Annotated in this window: 19 protein-coding genes, 1 other RNA gene and 2 pseudogenes; 10 read left to right on the top strand and 12 right to left on the bottom strand. The window is 52.2% G+C overall.

Translation table 11 applies throughout. The annotated features are described in order from the left end of the window. Positions 1-22: 22 nt before the first annotated feature. The 3 genes from NST37_RS22150 to NST37_RS22140 are packed head-to-tail and all read right to left on the bottom strand — an operon-like array spanning position 23 to position 2,945. On the bottom strand, positions 23-880 hold the full coding sequence (locus NST37_RS22150; protein ID WP_003392580.1) for an ABC transporter ATP-binding protein: 858 nt from the start codon (positions 878-880) through the stop codon (positions 23-25). Between the two features lie 20 nt (positions 881-900). Continuing rightward, positions 901-1,938: an iron ABC transporter permease gene (locus NST37_RS22145; protein WP_024984607.1), complete on the bottom strand. Its 1,038-nt coding sequence runs from the start codon at positions 1,936-1,938 to the stop codon at positions 901-903. Continuing rightward, positions 1,935-2,945, bottom strand: coding sequence for an iron ABC transporter permease (locus tag NST37_RS22140; protein ID WP_003392585.1), 1,011 nt, complete (start codon positions 2,943-2,945; stop codon positions 1,935-1,937). The genes NST37_RS22145 and NST37_RS22140 overlap by 4 nt, the downstream gene beginning before the upstream one ends. A 217-nt stretch (positions 2,946-3,162) precedes the next feature. Between NST37_RS22140 and NST37_RS22135 the strand changes: the two genes are divergently transcribed. Continuing rightward, positions 3,163-4,176, top strand: a complete 1,014-nt coding sequence (locus NST37_RS22135; RefSeq protein WP_339185847.1) for an iron-siderophore ABC transporter substrate-binding protein — start codon at positions 3,163-3,165, stop codon at positions 4,174-4,176. 227 nt (positions 4,177-4,403) lie between these two features. Next, the gene (locus tag NST37_RS22130) at positions 4,404-4,634 is read left to right on the top strand and encodes a hypothetical protein (protein WP_152562252.1); all 231 of its coding nucleotides are present in this window, start codon (positions 4,404-4,406) and stop codon (positions 4,632-4,634) included. A gap of 175 nt (positions 4,635-4,809) precedes the next feature. Here the strand turns inward: NST37_RS22130 and NST37_RS22125 are convergent, their stop codons facing one another. The 5 genes from NST37_RS22125 to NST37_RS22105 form a co-directional block, all read right to left on the bottom strand. Then, positions 4,810-6,171, bottom strand: a complete 1,362-nt coding sequence (locus NST37_RS22125; protein WP_339185845.1) for a YjgB family protein — start codon at positions 6,169-6,171, stop codon at positions 4,810-4,812. Continuing rightward, positions 6,152-6,685: an RNA polymerase sigma factor gene (locus tag NST37_RS22120; protein WP_024984602.1), complete on the bottom strand. Its 534-nt coding sequence runs from the start codon at positions 6,683-6,685 to the stop codon at positions 6,152-6,154. Before NST37_RS22120 ends, NST37_RS22125 begins: the two co-directional genes overlap by 20 nt. 743 nt (positions 6,686-7,428) lie before the next feature. Continuing rightward, positions 7,429-8,175 carry an iron export ABC transporter permease subunit FetB gene (fetB, locus tag NST37_RS22115; protein WP_003392599.1) on the bottom strand — a complete coding sequence of 249 codons (747 nt, stop codon included), beginning with the start codon at positions 8,173-8,175 and terminating at the stop codon, positions 7,429-7,431. After that, positions 8,163-8,921: an ATP-binding cassette domain-containing protein gene (locus tag NST37_RS22110; RefSeq protein ID WP_003392600.1), complete on the bottom strand. Its 759-nt coding sequence runs from the start codon at positions 8,919-8,921 to the stop codon at positions 8,163-8,165. The genes fetB and NST37_RS22110 overlap by 13 nt, the downstream gene beginning before the upstream one ends. A 109-nt stretch (positions 8,922-9,030) precedes the next feature. Further along, the gene (locus NST37_RS22105) at positions 9,031-9,426 is read right to left on the bottom strand and encodes a YqzM family protein (protein ID WP_003392602.1); all 396 of its coding nucleotides are present in this window, start codon (positions 9,424-9,426) and stop codon (positions 9,031-9,033) included. Positions 9,427-9,747: 321 nt separating this feature from the next. Here NST37_RS22105 and secG point away from each other — a divergent pair, with 321 nt between their 5' ends. The 3 genes from secG (at position 9,748) to smpB (ending at position 13,397) form a co-directional block, all read left to right on the top strand. Next, on the top strand, positions 9,748-9,990 hold the full coding sequence (gene secG / locus NST37_RS22100; RefSeq protein WP_003392604.1) for a preprotein translocase subunit SecG: 243 nt from the start codon (positions 9,748-9,750) through the stop codon (positions 9,988-9,990). A gap of 133 nt (positions 9,991-10,123) precedes the next feature. Further along, a complete protein-coding gene (rnr, locus tag NST37_RS22095) occupies positions 10,124-12,598 on the top strand; it encodes a ribonuclease R (protein ID WP_172920173.1) in 2,475 nt (824 codons plus the stop codon). A gap of 325 nt (positions 12,599-12,923) precedes the next feature. Next, complete coding sequence (gene smpB, locus NST37_RS22090; RefSeq protein ID WP_003392607.1) at positions 12,924-13,397, top strand: SsrA-binding protein SmpB; 474 nt, start codon at positions 12,924-12,926, stop codon at positions 13,395-13,397. Positions 13,398-13,627: 230 nt separating this feature from the next. On the opposite strand, the gene NST37_RS22085 is transcribed toward smpB, so the two are convergent. Beyond that, the gene (locus NST37_RS22085; protein ID WP_081787845.1) at positions 13,628-13,840 is read right to left on the bottom strand and encodes a hypothetical protein; all 213 of its coding nucleotides are present in this window, start codon (positions 13,838-13,840) and stop codon (positions 13,628-13,630) included. A gap of 3 nt (positions 13,841-13,843) precedes the next feature. Here NST37_RS22085 and ssrA point away from each other — a divergent pair. Together ssrA and NST37_RS22075 are read left to right on the top strand one after the other, a co-directional pair. Beyond that, positions 13,844-14,198: a transfer-messenger RNA gene (gene ssrA / locus NST37_RS22080) on the top strand. 477 nt (positions 14,199-14,675) lie between these two features. Continuing rightward, positions 14,676-15,260, top strand: coding sequence for a Fic family protein (locus tag NST37_RS22075; RefSeq protein WP_339185843.1), 585 nt, complete (start codon positions 14,676-14,678; stop codon positions 15,258-15,260). 247 nt (positions 15,261-15,507) lie between these two features. Here NST37_RS22075 and NST37_RS22070 read toward each other — a convergent pair. Continuing rightward, positions 15,508-15,620 (bottom strand): annotated as a pseudogene (locus tag NST37_RS22070) (TetR-like C-terminal domain-containing protein); the annotation flags it as partial. Between NST37_RS22070 and NST37_RS22065 the strand changes: the two are divergent. Beyond that, positions 15,609-16,023 (top strand): annotated as a pseudogene (locus NST37_RS22065) (zinc-binding dehydrogenase); the annotation flags it as partial. The pseudogenes NST37_RS22070 and NST37_RS22065 overlap by 12 nt on opposite strands. Positions 16,024-16,308: 285 nt before the next feature. Here NST37_RS22065 and NST37_RS22060 read toward each other — a convergent pair. Continuing rightward, a complete protein-coding gene (locus NST37_RS22060) occupies positions 16,309-17,640 on the bottom strand; it encodes a HAMP domain-containing sensor histidine kinase (protein WP_327925946.1) in 1,332 nt (443 codons plus the stop codon). Further along, on the bottom strand, positions 17,630-18,328 hold the full coding sequence (locus NST37_RS22055; protein WP_327925945.1) for a response regulator transcription factor: 699 nt from the start codon (positions 18,326-18,328) through the stop codon (positions 17,630-17,632). The genes NST37_RS22060 and NST37_RS22055 overlap by 11 nt, the downstream gene beginning before the upstream one ends. A gap of 142 nt (positions 18,329-18,470) precedes the next feature. On the opposite strand from NST37_RS22055, the gene NST37_RS22050 reads away from it, so the two are divergent. After that, positions 18,471-19,007, top strand: coding sequence for a hypothetical protein (locus NST37_RS22050; protein WP_039070193.1), 537 nt, complete (start codon positions 18,471-18,473; stop codon positions 19,005-19,007). A 30-nt stretch (positions 19,008-19,037) separates the two neighbouring features. Then, positions 19,038-21,161: a multicopper oxidase family protein gene (locus NST37_RS22045; RefSeq protein ID WP_339185840.1), complete on the top strand. Its 2,124-nt coding sequence runs from the start codon at positions 19,038-19,040 to the stop codon at positions 21,159-21,161. The last annotated feature ends 168 nt before the right edge of the window (positions 21,162-21,329 follow it).

Raw genomic sequence — 21,329 nt, 5'->3', positions numbered from 1 at the left:
CGTTACTCAGGTGATTCACTGATTAGGCGTGTACCGCGATTTTTTGCTCTTCCTTTTCTGTATTGGCACCTGAACCCGCAGTTGCACCAGCACCCAGACGGCTTTTGCTGAAAGGAATGCACATCGGCGTGTCGTAGATCGGATCCCGGGTGATCTGGCACTCCATCTGGAAGACGTGCCGGACGAGCTCCTCGTTCATGACGTCATGAGGATTTCCCTCGGCAAATACGCTCTGGTTGTGCACGGCCACGATGTGATGAGCGTAGCGGCAGGCGAGGTTCAAATCGTGCAGCACCATGACAATCGTCCGCTGCTCGGTCTGGTTGAGATCGTAGAGCAAATCAAGAATTTCAATCTGATGGGACATGTCCAGATAGGTGGTTGGTTCGTCCAGCAGGATCGTTTCTGTTCCCTGCGCCAGTGTCATGGCGATCCATGCGCGCTGGCGCTGGCCGCCGGAGAGCGAATCAACGGCACGGTCGGCCAAAGCGGTAAGCTGCGTCGCCTCCAATGCTTTGACGACCATCTTCTCGTCCTCTTCGGACCATTGCTGCAGCCAGCTTTGATGGGGATAGCGGCCTTGTTTGACCAGCTGCAGGACCGTCAGTCCCTCAGGAGCGACCGGGCCTTGGGGCAGGATGGCGAGCCGTTTGGCCACTTCCTTGGTAGGCCGTTTGGCGATCGCTTCGCCGTCCAGCAGGATCGCGCCTTCCTTTGGCTTCAGCAGCCGTGCGAGCGAACGCAGAAGCGTGGACTTCCCGCAGCCGTTGCTGCCGATAAAGACAGTAATCTTTCCCCGCGGAATGGTCAAATCAAGCGACTCGATAATATTCCGTTCCCCATACGACAAAGTGAGTTGACGGGTCTCCAGAGCATGCACGCTGATCCGTCTCCTTTCATTTAGCGATTTCGGTTTCTGTACAGCAGGTAAATGAAAAACGGTGCACCGACGGCGGAAGTGAACACGCCGACCGGAACGTCGATAGGTGTAAACGCCATGCGGGCGATTAAATCAGCAATCAAGACGATCAGTGCCCCGATAAAGGCGGAAAGGGGCAGTGCGCTGCCAAATGACGGCCCGATCAGCTGCTTGGCAATATGCGGAGCCAGGAGAGCGACGAAGCCGATCTCACCGCCTACGGAGACCGCTGTACCGGTCAAAGCTGCGCAGATCAGAAGCAGGAAAAAGCGGTCCCGCTGCACCGTGCTTCCGACGCTCATGGAAATATCGTCGCCCAGCTGTTGGATGTTGACCCGTCTGGCCATCAGCGCCGCGAGAAGCAGCAGCCCGATTGTCCAGGGGAGAATCATCCGCGCGTCTGCCCAGGACACCCCGTAAATACTGCCGGTCAGCCAAAGAATGGCTTTGTTTTGCAACAGGAACGGGCTGAACATGATCAGCATGGTGACGACGGCACTTGCGGCGATTTTGATCCCCACGCCAATCAGGACGAGGCGGAGCGGTGTCACCCCCTTTTTCCAGGCGAGAGCGTACAGCAGGAACATGATCAGTGTTGCCCCGAGAAACGCTACCGGCGGAAGCCACTTGATGCTCACCGTCTCAAAAAAGAGCAGGAATGCAACTGCGGCCACAGAAGCGCCGCCGGAAACACCGAGAATATCAGGGGCGGCCAGGGGATTGCGAACGACCCCCTGCATAATCGCACCGGCTCCGGCAAGGGAAGCGCCGACCAGCATGCCGACGACAACCCTCGGCATGCGAAACTGCTGAACGAGCAGGGTGTTTTGCTCGTCGCCCATGCCGATCAGCACCTTGAGGACGTCCAGCGGAGAGACCTTCATCTCTCCCATCCCCAGGCTGATCACCGCGACAGCCAATGTGGCGATGGCGGCGGCCACGGTCACCCATATCGATTTTCTGTGCAAATGAAAAGAAGACAAGCGCTTGCCGGGGCGCAGAGTCAGGTAGCCTTTCATCCTTTGTCCAGCCCCTTTCGTGCCACGTAGATGAAGAACGGAATGCCGATCAGGGCGGTCATCACGCCGATAGGCACTTCTGCGGGCTTGGCGACGAAACGCGCGCCGATATCGGCAGCAAGCAAGAGAGCCGCTCCCAACAGGCCGCTGTACAGCATCACCCAGCGCGTCTCAATCCCGACGAGAAAGCGGGCAAGATGTGGCGTGACCAATCCGACAAAGCCGATCGGACCGGCTACAGCGACAGAGCTGCCTGACAGCAGGACGATCGTAGCGCCTGCGGCCAGCTTCACCATCATCGTGCGTTGACCGAGGCCTTTTGCGACGTCGTCCCCCATCAGCAAGGTCTGGATGGGACGGGCCAGCAGGAAGGCGATGATCCAGGCGACAATCATATAAGGAAAGACTGCGGTCAAAAATTCCAGCTTTCGTCCGCCCACTGACCCGGAGAGCCAGAACAGCACCTCATCCACAGATTTTTCATTTAATACCATCATGCCGTGACGTGCGGAAGCAGCCAATGCGGTAATGGCGGCTCCGGCCAAGGTAAGCTTGACAGGCGTCATTCCGTCACGCCCGAGAGAACCGAGCAGGTAGACTACGACGCCGCTGACCGCAGACCCGAGAAAGGCGATCCATGTAAACTGCGTCAAAGAGCTGATGCCAAAGAAGGTGATGGCCACGACCACAAAGAAAGCGGCCCCTGCGTTTAGCCCGAACAGTTCGACATCGGCGATCGGATTGCGGGTCAGCGCTTGCAGCAGCGTACCTGCGATCCCCAGGCACATCCCTACGGCCAAGGCGTTGAGGACGCGGGGGACGCGCACCTCCTTGATGACGATATGTTCATTGGTACCGTTAAACTGCGTAAAGGCATCGATCGCTGTGTGCCAGCTTGTTTCCACGATGCCAAAAACAAGACTGGCGTAACTCAAGTACGCCAGAAGCAAGAGGAAGAATCCCACTCCCAAAATCTTTAAATAAGTATTGGATAGCAAAGCTTTCATAACAGGTTTTCATCCTTAGGTTGAGTTGTCTCGATCAATTGCGAACAGCGTATCCAATGATAAGTTTAGATGTAGGGATTTTTCTTGTCAATGATTTTGAGAGTCATTATCAATTTGTTGTTGACTTCCTCCCAGGCTTGGTTGTAGGATATTCAGTGTCAGTGATACACATTCTCATTCTCATTGATTCGAATACAACCCGAAGGGAGTCATCATCATGTTTCAACGTACATACAAGGGGACCAAAGGAAAGATGTTCTTTTCCGTTCTCATGGCTCTTCTGCTGATCGTCACCGGTTGCGGTGGCCAACAGGCGGAGCAAAAACCGACAGACCAAACGCAGCCGGCTGGACAAACTACCGGCAATGCAAGCGGCGGCTCCGACAAGGAATATGTAGTGAAGCACGCTATGGGCGAAACGCCAATTAAAGGTACACCGCAACGTGTCGTCGTTTTGACTGCTCAAGGCGTCGAGACACTGGTGAAGCTTGGTGTGAAGCCGGTGGGCGCGGTAGGTTCCTTTACCGATCCGACTCAGTTTTATGAGCCGGTGAAGCCGCACCTGGAAGGCACTAAGGTTGTCGGTTCCGAATCCCAGCCAAACCTGGAAGCGATCATGGCGCTCAAACCTGATCTGATTCTCGGTATGAAATTCCGTCACGAAAAAATTTACGAGCAATTGAAAGCAATCGCTCCGACTGTATTCGTGGAAGAGCCGCGCGGCGACTGGAAAGAGAACTTCATGCTGTACGCGGAAGCATTGAACAAGAAAGCCGAGGGCGAGCAAGTCATTGCCGATTGGAACAAGCGTGTTGAAGACTTCAAGGTAAAAGCCGGGGACAAGCTGAATACAAAAGTATCGATCGTTCGCTTCATGCCTGGACGGGTACGCATTTACTACAAAGACACGTTCCTGGGAACCATTTTGAAAGACCTGGGCGTAGCCCGTCCTGCAAGCCAGGATCAAGACAAGTTTGCTGATGAGGTAACGAAAGAGCGCATTCCGGAAATGGACGGCGACATCATGTTCTACTTCTCCTACGAAACCGGTGATGGCCAGGCGAGCAAGCTGGAACAAGAGTGGACAAATGATTCGCTTTGGAAAAACCTGAATGTCGTGAAAAACAACAAAGCTTTCAAAGTGGATGACGTTGTCTGGAATACCTCCGGCGGTGTAATCTGCGCGAACATGGTTCTGGATGAGCTGGAGAAATACATTATCGGTCAGTAAACGTTTTATGAACAAAGAGATGGCACGGTGCATGCTGTGCCGTCTTTTTTGTTATCAAAGAGGAAGACAGCAGCTATACGGATATGTTTTCTGGCAGCTTATTTCTCGTTCACACCGGCGGACATGGGGAACGGAAGGATGAGTTTACAGAATATGCTAAAATATACGTTGAAAGCACGATTTACACCGTGATCGGAAGAAAACCCAAATTGGGCGAGGGAGTAAAGATGTCGCAGACGCGTTCCATATTCATCATCTGTATGGCTGGCATCATGATGATATTTGCATTCCTGGGATTATGGGAGTCGTATCAGCCTCATGTCGGTCCTGTCGGAAATGGTCCGAGCCATCAACGAATTTGGTCCTGGTTTATTTTGCAGTTCCTCATCGCCGGATGTTTTCTTGCTACGGGCATACTCGGTTTGCGTGCGAGCAGAAAAGAGAGGGAGGAAGAGTAAGGAAACAGAGTTAGAGCAGATTGAGCTAAAGCAAACGATACCTTTGGGGAAGACGGTTTGCTAGAAAAACACAGTGCTAGGCTGTCTTGCTGTTTTACAGAACACTCTGAAACATCTTGCAAAGAAGCCGCTCCCCGTAAACCCGGGAAGCGGCTTTTTTGCAAAGAGTCTCTCGTTATTGCGCCATGATGTTAACGGCAGCTTTCGGATAAACGATATTCACATGATCGACAAGCAATGTTTTTGCGTTTTGACCGTTCGCCGTTCCGGAGAACACGAATTTCAATTCGTACTTGCTATTTACCTTGTAAGTGTAAATCGTTTGGCCAGACACATCGGCGGAAACGTCAGGCTTGCCGAGGGCAGATGTTACATCGGAGAGCGACAGCTCCTGCAAGCGGGTGTCATAGCTGCGAATATCGACAAGCTGCATTCCCTTGTTAAAGCCGAATACGACACCTTGCGTCCGGTAGCTGGCATACGTAACACCGTTAACCCCGCCCAGCATGTCGGCCTTGCCCCAGTCCTTTTCCACGGTGTCAAAGACGCTGGTTTCTACAGGGTATTCCACGCCGTACAGTCGGCCTTCTTTGGCGAGATCGCGGATGCTTTGCACCAGCTCTGGCGTGGTAACGGCCTGCATCAGATTGACGGTTCCGCGAGGGTAAAACACATCGGTGCGGACTGCACGAAGTTCGTTTTTGCCGTTATCTTCTCCTTGGTAGACAATCTTTAGCTGGTATTTGTCTGTGACGTTGTAGATATGAATCGTCTGGCCAGCGAACAGGATGGCGCGGTCCGGCTCCCCGAGCACACGAGTCACGTCTGCCATGGACAGGTAGTGAGGCTGGGAGCCCTTGCTGCCTATATTGCCGATCTCCCAGTTGCCGTATACCCGGCGGATATCGACGATTTGCATGCCCTTGTTGTACCCAAGGATGACCCCTTTGTTCTTGTAGGTCGCGTACGTAATGCCATTGGCGTAATCAGTACGGTCTGGCTTGCCCCAAGACTGCTCGACCTCGTCAAACATGGATGTTTCCAACGTTAGTTTTTGGTCGTATGATTGTCCGCGGACGGCTTTCTCCTTCATGGAAAGAATCACGTCTTTAATGGTGCGGTTCAGGTCTGCTTCCTTGTCGCTGGATGCGATCGGAGCACCTTCGCCTGAGCCAATCTCTCCTCCCGTGCCGTTCGGTCCTCCTGTTCCCTGGGACACGCCCTCCTGATGGGAACTTCCGGCGGGCTGCTGATTGGGGAGCTGGACAGTCGGATCAAGTGTCGCTGATTGATTCCACGTTATCAATTGACTCCCGAGCCACACTGTGGCAGCCAGCAAAGAAAAGGCGGCTGCTGTTCTGCCCAGCGTCGCCAGGCGGTACGAGCTTTTTTGTCCGTGGCGTGAGCTTCTTTTTCCGATAGAGGTATCTGTTTCGCGAATGGCGGTCATAATCTTCTCCTTTTGTTGCTCAGTGAGTGTGATGTCGGGCAGATTTCGCAAATCGTCCAACCAATGTTCATCGTGCTTTGACGGCATCTCCGAATCCTCCCTTTTCCCTGAATTGCCATATGCCTTTCATCGCCTTTAAGGCCCGGTGGTAGGTGACATTTACTTTGCTTTCGCTCCATTGCAAAATGTCGGCCGTTTCCCTGGCAGACAGCTCTTTGATGCCGCGGAGGATCAACACCTCGCGGAAAGCGGGCTTCAACTGCTGGAGGGACCGATAGAGCTCGTGCTGTTCCTCGTGAAGGTCCAGCCATTCCTCCGGTGTTTTTCGCTCGTCGCGGACGTCTTGCAGCCAACTGTCGGGCAGCCATTTGCGCAAACGCTGTTTTCGCCGGTGGTCGATGGCGGTGTTGCGGGCGATCGACAGCAGCCAGGTTTTGGGCTGGGCTCTGCCTTCAAACAGGTCCAGTGCTTGCAGGGCCTTGATAAAGACCTCCTGGACCAAATCCTCCACATCAGCGGTGCCTGTGTAGTACACGAGAAACTTGTATATCTCGTCACCGTAGCGCAGGAACCATTGTTCGATGAGTGCTTTCTTGTCCACGTGTTCCCCACCTTTTACGGTTGTTGTCTGTGTAATTGGACGGTGCAGCTTTTTAAATCTTACAGTTTTTTTGAAGAAAATTTTTGGCATCTTCAGATTTTGCCTCTTTGCCTTGCCGCAGCTTTCCTCTGATTTGGCATAGATCGGGCTTTGGCGGAGGAGATGAAAAAGGAGAAAATGCTCAGGGTACGGTGGGACACTCTCTGGGGGTGAACTGTCCGGCTCCCGTTCAAAAGGGAAACCGCGTCCAAAAGCAGCATGTTCAGGAAGGGTCTCAGAGTTGGACGCTAAAAGCGTGTTCCCCTTTTGAACGGGAGCCTGAGCGGGTGTCCCAAAGACCTTCGCATTTTCTCCTTTTTCATCTCTACAGCTGTTCCGTAAGTCGGCAAAGCAAAGAAAAGAGGGCTGGGGAGAAGGGGACGGAATATTTAAATCTTGCTTTCTTAGGATTGGTGATTATTTGGGAATGTATCAAGCGACTTTCTTTTGAGTGATTTGTGGGGTCCAATGGATGGGCAAATGGTTGAAAAGAAACGAGAAATGAATGTTGAGATTCTTAAACAGTTAGATGAGTATGAGGCACAAGCGGTTCGAATGATTGCACAGGATACCGGAATTGATCTCTCGGTGCTCGAATTACATTTTTCATAAAGGAAAAAGGCTGCACGTGGCGGCAGCCTTTGCTTAGAAAAGAAGTGGTAGTAAACAAGAGGCATCGATTTTTAGTGGGAGGAGTCACACCCTCACGGCCTCAGCATAGACTCACGTGTAAACCACGAGGAATAGGCGAGTGCGCTGATCAGGGCGGCAGAGATGGCCGCGGACGAGGAAAAGGCGAACATGATCAGGATTTGGTAGCGAACGGCTTCCAATGGGTTGGCTCCGGCGATGATCATCCCGGTCATCGTACCGGGCAGTTGGACCAGGCCGATGGTTTTCATTGTGTCAAAGGTGGGGATCATGCTTGCTTTTACCGCTCGTTTCAGCGCGCCGTGAATGGCCTGCTTTTTGTTTGCACCCAGGCAGAGCAGGGCTTCGATTTCCCCGCGGGCAGTCTCCGTCTCGCGCTTCATGTGGCTGAGGAACAGGCCGGCGACGATCATCGAATTTCCGATAATCATACCTGTGATCGGGATCAAATACTGGGGCGTCGGTTTGATCAGACCGAGCACAAGCAGCAGACTCATCGTCAGCGTTGCGGTCACGGTCAAGGAAGCGGCGACCCGCCACAAAATTCCCGGAAGGCCATCGCCGCGCCGGGATGCGTTCCAGGAGGCTACGCCAATCATCATGGCGATTACCAGCGCCTGGTAGATTGGATGGTCGGTGTGAAAGACGAATTGCAAAACGTAGCCGATCGCCAGCAACTGCACGGCACAGCGTACCGTCCCGATGGCAATTTCCTTTTCCAGACCGAGCTTTTGCCACATGGAGAGGAGCAGGGCGATGACGACAAAGGTAAAGGAAAACCACAGACTCATGGAAGACATGGGGCATCCTCCTTTTGAACAAGATGGGCGGATAAAAATTCTTGAGCCTCCTGTGTCTGCGGTCCTTCAAAGAAGCGATCGGCCGGGGAGTCTTCGAGCAGACGGCCACCCGCCAAAAACCAGATCCGCTGGCCGACCGCTCGCGCTTGCTCCCAGTCGTGCGTGATCCACAGCAGGGTAGTGCCTTCGCGGCGATGCAGGTCTACGAGAAGTTCTTCTGTAGCCCGCTTGCTGATGGTGTCCAGAGAAGCTGTCACCTCGTCCAGCAAGAGTACCGTTGGATGCAGGAGAAGAGAACGGACCAGTGCGACACGCTGCCGTTCGCCTCCGGAGAGCTGCGCCGCCTGCTTGCTCCAGTCCATCTCGCCGAGACCTACGGCTTCCATCCAGGTCCGGGCCAGCTCAGTCTCGAAAGGCCGCTTGTGCAAACGGCTGACCGCTCTCAGATTGTCTTCGACGCTGCCAGGCAGCATGACCGGCTGCTGAGCGACGTAGCTTACGGACATTCTCCATTTTTCCGGGCCCCACTCCGTTGGGGTTTTGCCCAAATGCCGAATCGTCCCGTCATCTGCCGTGTCCAAAAGTCCGAGCAGGCGGAGAAGTGTGCTTTTGCCTTGCCCCGATTTCCCCATGATCAGCGTAATCTCAGGCGAAGCAATGTCGACAGTGATATCGGAAAACAGCCAAGTATGCTGCTGTGTCGGGAGTTGTTTGCCCAGATGTTCCAGGCTCAGAACGCTGGCCATGATGATTCCTCCTCAAAGAGGTCTTCCAATGAATAGTCGGCAAAAACGAGAAAAACACCGAAGACATGCTTGCTTCGGTGTTTTGTCAGGTGGCAGGATGACTTATGTACTATTTATGTTCGGACAGCCACTGTGCAACCGCTTGAATCTCCGGTTGTTTCTTCAGAAGGCCAGGAGGCATGCCGCCTTTACCTTCTTTAATGATCTTTGCGATTTCGTCGGCACTGTACTTGCTGCCAACCTGTGTCAGAGCCGGTGCTGCGATACCTTCAAGGTTTTGGCCGTGACAGGAGGAGCAGTTTTGTTTGAACACGGTTGGCGCGTCGATGGTAGCAGTCGGTGCCTCTCCACCATTTGCCTGTTCTCCGTGTTGTGGTGGGAAAATAGCAGAACCTACAAGTGCGATGAGGAATACAAGAAACAAGATGCCAAACGAAGCAAAAAAGGCCTTCGCGGAATCAATTACGTCGTTTTGATTCATGTCTTTTTTGTTCGAACCAGCCATCTGACAAAGACCTCCTAAGGCGAGTATAGCAGTACACATGCAATTTTACGGCAAAATCGTGACACATGCAAGGAAACGTGAAAACAGACAAAGAAAGTACACAATTATTAATAGAAACAATCAAATCAGGAAAGCATGTTGATGATCATCCCTGTTTGTGATAAAGTAGTGATGCTGGTCTTTATTTAGTTGTCGCTGCTGCGGCATATAAATTGAGAAAAACCGGACACGCTTACCCAAAAGGCTTAGCAACATTCTCCTATAGAATGTTCATCTATTGCAATTCTTACGCCTTGGAAATATGTCTTGAGGTGAATAAACATGGCATTGGCAGCAAAAATTTTGCTTATAATCGCAAGTATCGGCTTGATTATTGTCGTCCTGCTTCAATCTGGCAAAAGTGCCGGCCTTTCTGGCGCGATTGGCGGCGGCGCGGAACAACTGATGGGCAAACAAAAAGCCCGCGGGATTGACGCATTGCTCGGAAAGCTGACTGTTATCTTTGCAGTGGCATTCATGGTGTTTGCCATCCTGCTCGGGTACTTCTTGAAAAGCGGAGCATAAAGTACGATTTGTCGAAGACAGCAAGGCTACCTTGCTGTCTTTTTCTCTATTTGGTTTGCCGTGAGCGCGAGCGGCGAATACTACATAGTAAGAGAGCTGGCGAGACACGTATTCGCGGCAGAGGAGGGTAAATATGAAAGAACAAGATATACTCGCGTTCATGAGGGAGCAGGCGTACCACCCGATGACGGTGGCAGAGCTGGAGGCCGCTTTCGGGATCACGGATTCCGACGACTTCAAAGAACTGGTCAAAACACTGAACCAGTTGGAGGATAGCGGGGAGATCATCCGGACGAGGACCAATCGTTACGGCGTGCCTGAAAAAATGAATCTGATCCGGGGGAAACTGCAAAATCATCCCAAAGGTTTTGGGTTTGTCATAACCGAAACGCCAGATCAGGACGATATTTATGTCCACGCCAACGACATGAATGGCGCCCTGCACGGGGACACCGTCCTGGTGCGAATGGAAAAAATAAGCGGGGGCAACCGCGCGGAGGGCAGGATTATCCGCGTGGTGGAGCGGGGCATCACCGAAGTAGTGGGGACGTTTCAGGATGAGAACCATTACGCCTTTGTCATCCCGGACGAAAAGCGGATCGGGAAGGATATTTTTATTCCGAAAGAGGCGTACAACGGAGCAGTGGACGGCCACAAGGTTGTGGTGAAAATCGTCCGTTACCCGGAGGGGCGCGTCAATCCCGAGGGTGAAGTAGTCGAGATTCTGGGCCATAAAAACGATCCGGGCGTAGACATTCTGTCCATCATTCGCAAGTTTGGACTGCCAGAGGCTTTCCCGGCGGATGTCATCGCCGAAGCGGAAGCGGCTCCGGACCAAATTTCCGAAGAGGAGATCAAGGGAAGACGCGATCTGCGCGACCGCATGATGGTCACCATCGACGGAGCGGATGCCAAGGACCTGGACGACGCTGTTTCCGTAGAGGTTTTGCCCAATGGCAACTATCGGCTCGGCGTCCATATCGCCGACGTCAGCTACTACGTCCGGGAAAATTCGGCGCTCGATCAGGAAGCGTATCGCCGCGGCACCAGCGTCTACCTCGTAGACCGGGTCATTCCCATGCTGCCGCATCGCTTGTCCAACGGCATTTGCAGCCTGAATCCAAAGGTCGACCGCTTGACGATCAGCTGCGACATGGAGATGGACGCCGGGGCCAACGTCGTCAAATACGACATTTTCCTGAGCGTGATCCGCACCAACGAACGGATGACCTACTCGGATATCCGCAAAATTCTCGAGGACAGTGATGAGGAGCTCATCGCCAAATACGAGGAGCTCGTCCCGATGTTCCGCAAGATGGAAGAGCTCGCCCGCAAGCTCCGGGCGAAGCGAATGGCTCGTGGCGCGATCGACTTCGATTTCCGCGAGGCCAAAATTTACGTCAACGAAGAGGGCACCCCGACAGACATCGGGTTCCGGGTGCGCTCCATCGCGGAGAGCATCATCGAGGAATTCATGCTGGCAGCCAACGAAACGGTAGCCGAGCATTTTCACTGGCTGAAGCAGCCGTTTATTTACCGGGTTCACGAAGATCCGAAAGAAGAGAAGCTGCAGGCCTTTATGGAGTTCATCACCAACTTTGGCTACTCCGTTCGCGGAAAGGGCAATACGGTCCATCCGCGTGCGCTGCAGCAGCTTTTGGAGGAAGTGAAAGGGACGCCGGAAGAGGTCATCATAAGTACGGTTATGCTGCGCTCGATGAAGCAAGCGCGCTACGACGCGGAAAGCTTGGGCCACTACGGCCTTGCGACGGACTTTTACACGCACTTCACGTCCCCGATCCGCCGCTATCCGGACCTCATCGTCCACCGCAGAATCCGCGAGTCGCTGGAAGGAGATCTGTCCGAGAAGCGGCTGGCGCATTGGCAGGAGCAAATGCCGCTCATCGCCGAGCATTCGTCGCAGCGCGAGCGTCTGGCTGTGGATGCCGAGCGCGAGACGGACGACCTGAAAAAGGCGGAATACATGCTGGAGCGTGTCGGCGAGGAGTTCGAGGGCGTCATTTCGGGCGTCACTTCGTTCGGGATATTCGTCGAGCTGCCCAATACCATCGAGGGCTTGGTCCACGTCAGCTTTTTGACCGACGACTACTACCATTACCACGAAAAAGCGTACGCGCTCATCGGTGAGCGGACAGGCAAGCAGTTCCGCATCGGCGACGTGGTGCAGGTACGGGTCTCCAACGTCAACGTCGACGAGCGCGCCATCGACTTTGAAATCGTCGGGATGAAAAAGTCGGGCGGCTTCCGCGGCCGCGAGCGCGGACCCAAGGTCATCGACGGCAGAGGCGGACAGCGTGCGGGCAGAAAATCAAAGCAGGAGCGCTCTGCAAAGCAAAAGACGGAAACGAAGCGAGAGCTGCACCCGGCTGCTTTCCGCAAGAAGCTCAAGGAACGGGGGCAAAAGACATATCGGCAAAACGCAAATCCGCAGGCAGACCTGGAAGGGGCTGGCGAGGTTGTCCCGCTGGGAGGTGCCGAAGGAGAGCAAGGCGCTCCGCGTGAAAAAGCATTCTGGGAGGACTTTGTCCGTTCCAAGAAAAAGAAGCGTAAAAATATAGCAGGCCAGGCGAAGAGGAAACGGCGGTAAAGCACCGCTGTTTCTTTGTTTGCTGGGCTGTAGAAGTAACTCGAAATACTTGAAAGCAGTTAGCAGCAGTTTAAAGAAGTTAAAAGCAATTAAAAGCAGTTAAAAGCAGTTAAAAGAGGTCAAACCGTTAAAAGCAGTTAAAAGCAGTTAAAAGCACTCAAAGGCTCAAAACTGCTCAATGGCTGAAAATCGCTCAAAACCGCTCGAATCTCTTAAAGCCACTCAAAGCAGCAGTCAGAAGGAATGGGTATTGCTGTATTAAGTGTTTTTTGCTATACTAACAGATACCATATTTTTTCATCCGGTACCAAGCGAGGTGATCTCCATGTCAAAACCGAAAACAGGTGTTAAAACGCTGGCTCAAAACCGCAAAGCGCGCCACGACTACCATATCGAGGAAGTCTACGAAGCAGGCATCGCCCTGACGGGGACGGAGATCAAATCCGTGAGGGCCGGACGCATACAGCTCAAGGACAGCTTTGCCCGCATCCAAAATGGCGAGCTGCTGTTGTACAACGTGCACATCAGCCCGTACGACCAGGGCAACCGCTTCAACCACGAGCCGGAGCGGACGCGCAAGCTGCTGCTGCACCGTCTGGAAATCCTCAAGCTGAACAGCCTCACCCGGGAACGCGGCTATTCGCTCGTGCCGCTCAGCATTTACCTCAAGGGCGGCTGGGCCAAGGTAGAGCTGGCGCTGGTCAAAGGGAAGAAGAACTACGACAAGCGCGAGGATTTGAAGAAGAAGGATGCTGCGCGTGAAGTGGAGCGTGCGCTGCGGGAGCGGCAGAAGGTGTAGGAAGCTGGTAAGGCAGGCAGTATTGCGGGGCAGCGGGAGGACCGTCTGGGTTTATACTGCAGCGGGTCGGGCCATAGGAACGCGGCTCTTGCCTGAAAGGCCGATGCAACACTGGCTGTGTCTCATGTAAGCCAGCCAAGCTGGCGCACACTGCCAAGGCTGCCACCAATATGGCGTTGAGAACGGTATCGATCATATGCTATAGTAAGAGAGCAATGAGTGATGCCAAATCAAACGTCTGGGTGTGGAACCGTTACCGTTTTCGCCTGGGCTTTTTTTATCTCGGCAAAGCTTGGCAAAGCGAGGCTCTTGCTGTTAGACAATGAGCTTCTGACGGTAAAACGAATCGTTTCCAAGCTGTAAAGTAATTCGTAACAGAAGGCTCTCATTGCCTTTTTGACAACCATCGTCGCTTGCCTAATCGGCGGCGCGATCTTTTCCATCCTGGGGGCGTTCTGGATTCGACGGGGATGGTAGAGCATAAGAAGCGAGCCGGGGGGTTGCGGACCTCGTCATCAACGCAAACGCCATTAACTGGCAACAAACAACTTTCTCTCGCTGCTTAATAACCAGTGAGGCGCTACCATTCCATCGCCCATGTGGCATGACTAGCGCTCAACTTTAGTGGGATACGCCGGAGGTCTCCGCCTGGGGCCAAAGGAAGAAGATCAATCAGGCTAGGTGCTGGGTCAGCGCGTCACTCCGCGAATCCATCACCGAAATGTAAATGAGTGACTGCGCTCGGAGATGCTTATGTATCGCTGTTTTCGGACGGGGGTTCGAATCCCCCCGCCTCCACCATACATAAAATAAGGCACCCTTTAAGGGTGTTTTTTTATATTTTGGAAGGTGCTTCTAAGCTCCTTAAGATAATAAATATAACCATATCATATAGCTTTAAGACACCCTGTTCTCAACTCATTTAGCCTTGCTATAACCATGTTGATGATAAATCCGAATGCAATCAAGTCATTGGGGAAGGAGCGCAACGAAGCATATATGTTTGTTATAATGGGAGTAATGGGATATTCAGATTGCAAGGGGGACAAACTTAAATGCATATGCATGTAGTAAGTTTGCGAAGCAACAGGAAAAGGGTGATCGTCTTGAAAAGATACTCACAGCAAAAGTTGCGACGTGCTCTATTAAATGCGAAAGCGTCCTTGGAGATTGAGGGGCTCTTTTTAACACCGCAGGAAGATCGTTTATTGTTGGATCGTGCGGAGGGGAAAATGACGTATAGCGAGTTTTTAGCACGAGCCAAGGAAATCGCAAAAAATGGATGAACAAGAGCATATTAAGTATTGTTACCCCGGCAGTGAAGCATTGATCAATCTTCCCGGATTTAAAGAACAAGCTCAGCTTGATGCATTTGAACGAATGGTGACAGTTGAGCGATTAAGAGCTCTTTATCTAAGACCCTTAAAAGGAAAGTTCGATAAAAAGCATTTATGTGATATCCACAAGTTTATTTTTAGAGATGTTTACCCCTTTGCAGGCAAAATACGGGACGAAGACATTTCAAAAGGCAATTTCCGTTTTGCCACGGCACGATTCTTACATGAGCAAACCGATGAGTTGCTAAACAAACTGCAGCAAGAAGGTTTTCTGAAGGAATTACCTTTTGATAACTTTGTGGACAAGCTAACCTACTATCTAACCGAACTTAATGTCCTCCATCCATTTCGGGAAGGAAACGGCAGAACTCAGCGCGAGTTTATTCGATGCTTAGCTTTACAAGCTGGGTATCAGATAGATTGGACAAAAGTTGAAGGCTCGAAAATACTTCATGCAATGATTCTTTCTCCAAGAGATGATTCGGAATTGAAAGACGTTATGAAAAAGGTTTTGTCGAAAAAATAACCAGCGAGGCTTCCCGCCGCGCCGCATCGGTCCGTGTGCCGTAGATCGGGCTCAACTTTAACGGGCTACGCCGGAGGCCTCCGGTGGTTCTAGATTCGCGAGCTATTACGTTCACGGACAGGATCGTTTCATAATGATTGGAGGAAAACAAATAAGTAGCGTTGCATTTCCGGTGTAAAAACAAATTTGAGTAAAGATCGAGAGCGTCCCGGCAATTACCGAGGACGCTCTTGTTATATATCAACGACAGACTTCTCCCTAACAAAACCCCGACTTGTTTGGCCATAACTTGCGGCGGGTACGGCATTTCATTTCGATCCACCACTCAATTACCCCTACATAGGCGTTCCCGGCAAGAAGATAGCTGTGGTTGGACTTGGGGGGCTTGGACACATGGCTGTGAAGGTCGCCCATGCCATGGGGGCAAAGGTTACGGTTTTATCACAAACAGTAAAAGTAGAAAGAAGACGGTTTGCGGCTTGGCGCGGACCATTATTATGCCACGAACGATCCAGAGACATTTAAAAAATTGGCTGGTTCGTTTGACCTCATCGTAAATACAGTCAGCGCGAAGATCGATCTGAACGCCTACCTATCGCTGCTGGCAGTGGACGGTACATTGGTCAACGTCCGTGCCCCGGCGGAGCCGTTGTCCGTTCATGTATTGTCTCTTATCGGTCAGCGGCGGTCGTTTGCTGGATCGATGATCGGCGGGATTCGCGAAACGCAGGAAATGCTCGACTTTTGCGCTGAACACTCCATTACGCGTCTTACAGGAAACTAACGGGTATCGATCGCTGAATAATGACACGAAGGCAGCCGACAAGTTCATCGGCTGCCTTTTTCTCAACTGAGGACAGGAATGTCTAATGGAGCGGGAGTGGAACGGGGGTGATAGCAACTATTCCCATACTTTTTGAAGAGGGAGTCCCTGCTTAGTTCGAGCCAGGTCGACAACATGCTGAATATAGGCAGTTTTTGCTCGGCCCTCATTGTCGGAATGATATTGTTCAGCCATCAGAGTCTGTCACAAGATTGCCTCCATCCGTCACATCGGCAAATAGACTTTGAACACAGAACCTCTCCCCACTTCGCTTTCCACCTCAATCCACCCCTGATGAGCCACGATGTTCTGCTGCGCGATCGCGAGCCCGAGACCTGTCCCGCCGCTCGGGCGGGCACGGGAATGATCCGCTCGATAAAAGCGGTTGAAGATATGAGGCAAATCCGCTTCGGGTATGCCGACCCCGTTGTCTTCCACCCGGATACAGGCGTATGGCTGCTGCCGGTCGGGCAGGTGTACGGTTTCCGCATGGAGGCGGATTTGGCCGCCGGGATTCGTATAGTAGATGGCGTTCGACAGGATGTTATACAGCGCTTGGAGAATCCGGGATTTCTCAACCGACACAGGAATATTCTCTTCTTTGGCGTGCACGGAAAGCTGTATGTGCTTATCCTCTGCCATAAACCGGGTCTTCGCCGTGACATCCTCCAACAACACGACCAGGTTTTCCGTTCGCGGGTGCAGTTCCATCATGCCGGCCTCAAGCCTGGACAAATCCAGTACATCATGGACCAAACGCGACAGCCGCAATACTTCATCGAGAAGGGAAGCTTGCTTGGCCGGAGAAAGGGGGGCCCCGGTCTCATGAGCCAGCTCTAATTCCCCTTGAATGATCATCAGCGGCGTTTTCAATTCGTGGGCGACATCGGACATCAGCTGTTTTCGGGTTCGTTCTGCGGCTGCCAGCGAATCGTTCATCTCCCGAAGAGCCTTGGCAATCGCTCCAAATTCATCTTTCCTTTGTTCCGGAAAGATGGCTGCAGCGTCGCCTTTTTTGATGGCCTCGATGCCCGCGATGATTTTGCGGATAGGGCTTGTCAGTCTCCAGGACAACAAAAAGATGGTCAGCAGAGCCGCGACAAAGGTGAACAGCAGGGAAGCGATGCCGATATTGGGCAGTATGCCGTACCACATCTTCTTAAACTCATACGTCTTGAACTGACTGTCGTTCATCACGTACAGCCTGCCGATCCTCTTGTCACCCGAGGCAAGCACGAGTTTGTAGCCGTCATTGCGTAGTTCATCCGCGCTTAGTTTTCCTTGCTGATACAGGAAGTTTCCATCTGCAGACAAAACGATTCCGGCAAAGGGGGCGGAATACTCAAACCTGGCGTCGCCGACATGTTCCCATGAATTGCCGTGGTCCCTATAGAATTGTTCGAACTCTTTCTTTAATGATTCAAAAGCAGCTTTATCCTCCAGATAAGCAAAATCACGAGAAATATAAAACTGTGCATGCGTGACAACGAGCAGAAAAAGCAGGAGCAGCACGATCATTACGCTCATCGTCAGGAACAGCTTGGTTCTAATTTTCATGTTCCGCTCCGAATCGGTAGCCGAATCCGTATACCGTCTGAATGTAGTCGGAGGTCCGGCTGCCGTTCTCTATTTTCTTGCGGAGCTTGCTGATATGGGAATCTACCGTCCGTTCGTCGACGACAAATTCCTCCTCGAAAGCGTGCTGCAGAAGCTGCATGCGGCTGTACACCCGTCCGGGCTTCGACGCCAGCAGGTGCAGGATTTTGAATTCGGTTGGAGTGAGATGCAGCTCCTCTGTCCCTTTAAACACCTGCAGACTGTCCTCGTGAATCGTCAAATCGCCTCTTCGCAGCACGCTGCCGGACCCGTCGCTTTCATTTCTGTTCATCCGTCTCAAGAGGGAACGGATTCGGGCGGAAAGCTCCCTCAAGCTGAAAGGCTTTGTCAGGTAATCGTCCGCTCCCATTTCGAGGCCGACGATTTTGTCGGTTTCCTCGGATTTGGCCGTGACCATGATGATGCCGGGAGAGCCGATCTGTCTGAGCTGCCGGCAAATGTCCAGTCCGTTCATTTGCGGAAGCATCCAGTCCAGGAGCACAATATCCGGTTTGTGTTTTGCAAAGAGCTGCAGGGCCGTTTTGCCATCTATCGCTGTTAGACAATCGTATCCTTCGCTCTGAAGAAACGATTCGATGAGCGATGCGATTTTGATTTCATCCTCTACGATCAGAACTTTACTCCCCATTTTCAACCTCCCAGTACTGCCCATTTAATACCACTTTATCGGATATCTGTGGCCCTCACAATGTGCAAATAGGTTCACCACAAGTTCGCAACATTTCGTTGGTAGGATGGCAAACAAAGAAGCTGTTAGGGAGGATTTGAGAATGGGTTACAAATTGTCGATCAGGAAAAAGCAATTGATCATCATCATCCATGTGCTTTCGGTCGTCTGCTGGCTTGGCGGAGCGATGGTCATGCTGCTGCTCGGTATGTATATGCTGAAGGCGGAGAACGGCGAGCAGCTGTATTACACCTTGGACAATATGCATTTGGTCGATGTTGTCTTCATCCGGTACACCGCTGTAGTCGCGCTGCTCACCGGCATTGTCTTGTCCGTTTGGACGAATTGGGGGCTTTTCAAGCATTACTGGATCTTGATTAAGCTGATCCTGACTGTATCGTTGATCGGTTTCGGCATCGGGTATATGGCAGACTGGTTGTCTCAAATCGTTCGGATCGCCGAACAGGAGAGATTCCTTGCGCTCGGCGATGCTGCCTTCCTGAACACTAGTTATTCATTGATTGGCGGAGCCATTGCCAATATCGTCTCGCTGATCTTTATGACGGCGATCACTTATTTCAAACCGTTTGGAAAAATCAAGCCGATCGTCCGGAAGCCCAAGCAAGAAGCGGCAAAATGACGAAGCATCCGATCACGAGGAGGGGAGACCATGTTTGAAACCATTTCCAGCATCGTGCTTACGATCTGTATGACCCTGTTGTGGGGGATCGCCGGTATTGTGGCAACAGGCCTTCCTTACTCGCAAACCAGCGACAGCTTGAAAAAGAGGAGAGCTTTCCTTCTGCGGGTGGGTGGCGCGGCGCTTCTTCTGAGTGCTCTGTGGTACGCGATCATCATCGGCCAACTCGTTACGAGCGGCTGGCTGTTTGTAGAGGGAACGGTCAAAGCGATTATCCCGCTGACGTTGATTCCTCAATTGTATTTGACGGTAACGGTATGGCCCCGGTTAAAAAGCTTGCGGGACTCCGGTGGAGATGCACCGACGACGGAAGCGTTGCGCACAGTGGCTCATCCATCCGTACTGCTGTCCTTTTATGCGGCAGCGCTCGCATCCGGCATTGCTGCTTTCAGCACCGTCTTTGCCCAGCCTGTTCTGCCCGGCCCGTTTGAGGTCGTTCAACGGATGATGCTGGTTGCGCTCCTTTTGCTTGTGCCGGCGATTTTTGCAAGAAGAAGGTACGCGAAGGTTGTACGGGGGGAACCACTTCAGCGCGGGCTTGTTTACAGGATGGTCAACTTCGTTGCTGCTGGTACGCTAACCGCGGTGGTCGCAATCGCCATCCTTGTATCAAACGTACTGGCGGGAGTGCAAGCCTCCAAGCTGCCGGAAGCATCCGACATGATGAATCACGACCGGATTGACGAAGGGGGCGGCGCGGCTACACGGATGTCTGCAGTCTCCGGGCATCATCGTCATGAGCAGCATGGCGCTCATCATCAAACCGGCACAGGGACAGTTGAAGTAGCAGCTCTGACCGGAGATATTTCCGCTCCTGCCGATGTGAAGTTCGAACTGGTGGCACAGCAAGAGAAGATACCGCTTGCGTCTGGAGCCGTGATCGATGCCTGGACGTATAACGGCGAAATCGCTCCCGAGCTCAGGGTGAAGCATGGCGATATGGTCGAAGTGAAGCTGATCAATAAAGATATCGATAGCGGAGTGACGATTCATTGGCATGGCTATAACGTGCCGAATGCAATGGACGGCGTGCCGGGGATGACGCAAAATGTCGTGAAACCGGGGCAATCGTTTACTTACAAGTTTCGGGCCGAGCAGGAAGGGACGTACTGGTTCCATTCTCATCAGCAAGCGTCGGAGCAAGTGGTGAAAGGGCTTTTCGGCACGCTGATTGTCGAGTCGAAGCAGGACGCGGAAACCTTTGACGAACAGTTTACCGTCATCAACCATCGCTGGACGACCAGCCAAGGGTATAAACATGCCTTTGGAAAAGAAGACGGTTGGCAAACGAAGCAGGTAAAGCCGGGGAAGAAAGTAAAGCTGAGAATCATCAATACGCATAAGCTTTCACAAAAATATCTTCTGCAGGGGACCGATTTCCGAATCACGAGCATTGACGGGATGCGGATTCAAGACCCGCAGCCATTGTCCGATCAAACAGCGTTGCGGCTTGGTTCGGGCGGCAGATACGACGTGACCTTCACGATGCCGGACCGTCCCGTTCTCTTTAAACTCGGCGATTACAAGAACACGAGCAATCCTGGCATCATTTTTTATACCGAAACCCCTCCGGAGGAACCGATCTTCAAGGCGGAATCTGCCGAGTTCGACCCGTCCGATTACGGTAAGCCCGTCACAAATGACGTCACGGCAGCGAAAAAATTCGATCGGGAATTCCAGATGATTCTCGGAAACGAGATGGGATTTTACAACGGCACGTTTCATTTTTTGTGGACGATCAATGGAGAGGTGTATCCCCGGGTGCCGACTTTTGTCGTCAAAGAAGGCGATAGCGTCAAAACGACCTTTGTGAATAAAAGCTTGACCGAGCATCCGATGCATTTGCACGGGCATCATATGACGGTTTTGAAGAAGAACGGCGAGAAGGTGAAGACTCCATGGCTTACCGATACGTTAAACGTGCTGCCCGGCGAATCGTATGAGGTCGCATTTGTCGCGGACAATCCGGGCATGTGGATGGACCACTGCCATAACCTGGATCATGCGGCGACCGGCATGATTTTGCATCTTATGTATGATCATGTGCGTGCTTCTTATGAAGTTGGGACGAGGTCTGGGAATTTGCCGGAATAGGTTATGGATTAAGGCCAGTCTAACACTTTATTTTCGTGTTTTGACTGCTATTGCCTGTATATAAATAAGTGTTGTTAGCTGATATAAGTATATCTCTTGTCAGAATAATGTTTCGCGGTTGGAGTTGTCGAAGTGCCGAAAGAAAATAATGGGGAATAATATAAAGAT

Origin of the sequence: Brevibacillus sp. FSL K6-6036, from assembly GCF_037964015.1 — a bacterium.
GTDB lineage: Bacteria > Bacillota > Bacilli > Brevibacillales > Brevibacillaceae > Brevibacillus > Brevibacillus borstelensis.
This window is presented reverse-complemented; position numbering and strand designations above follow the sequence as displayed.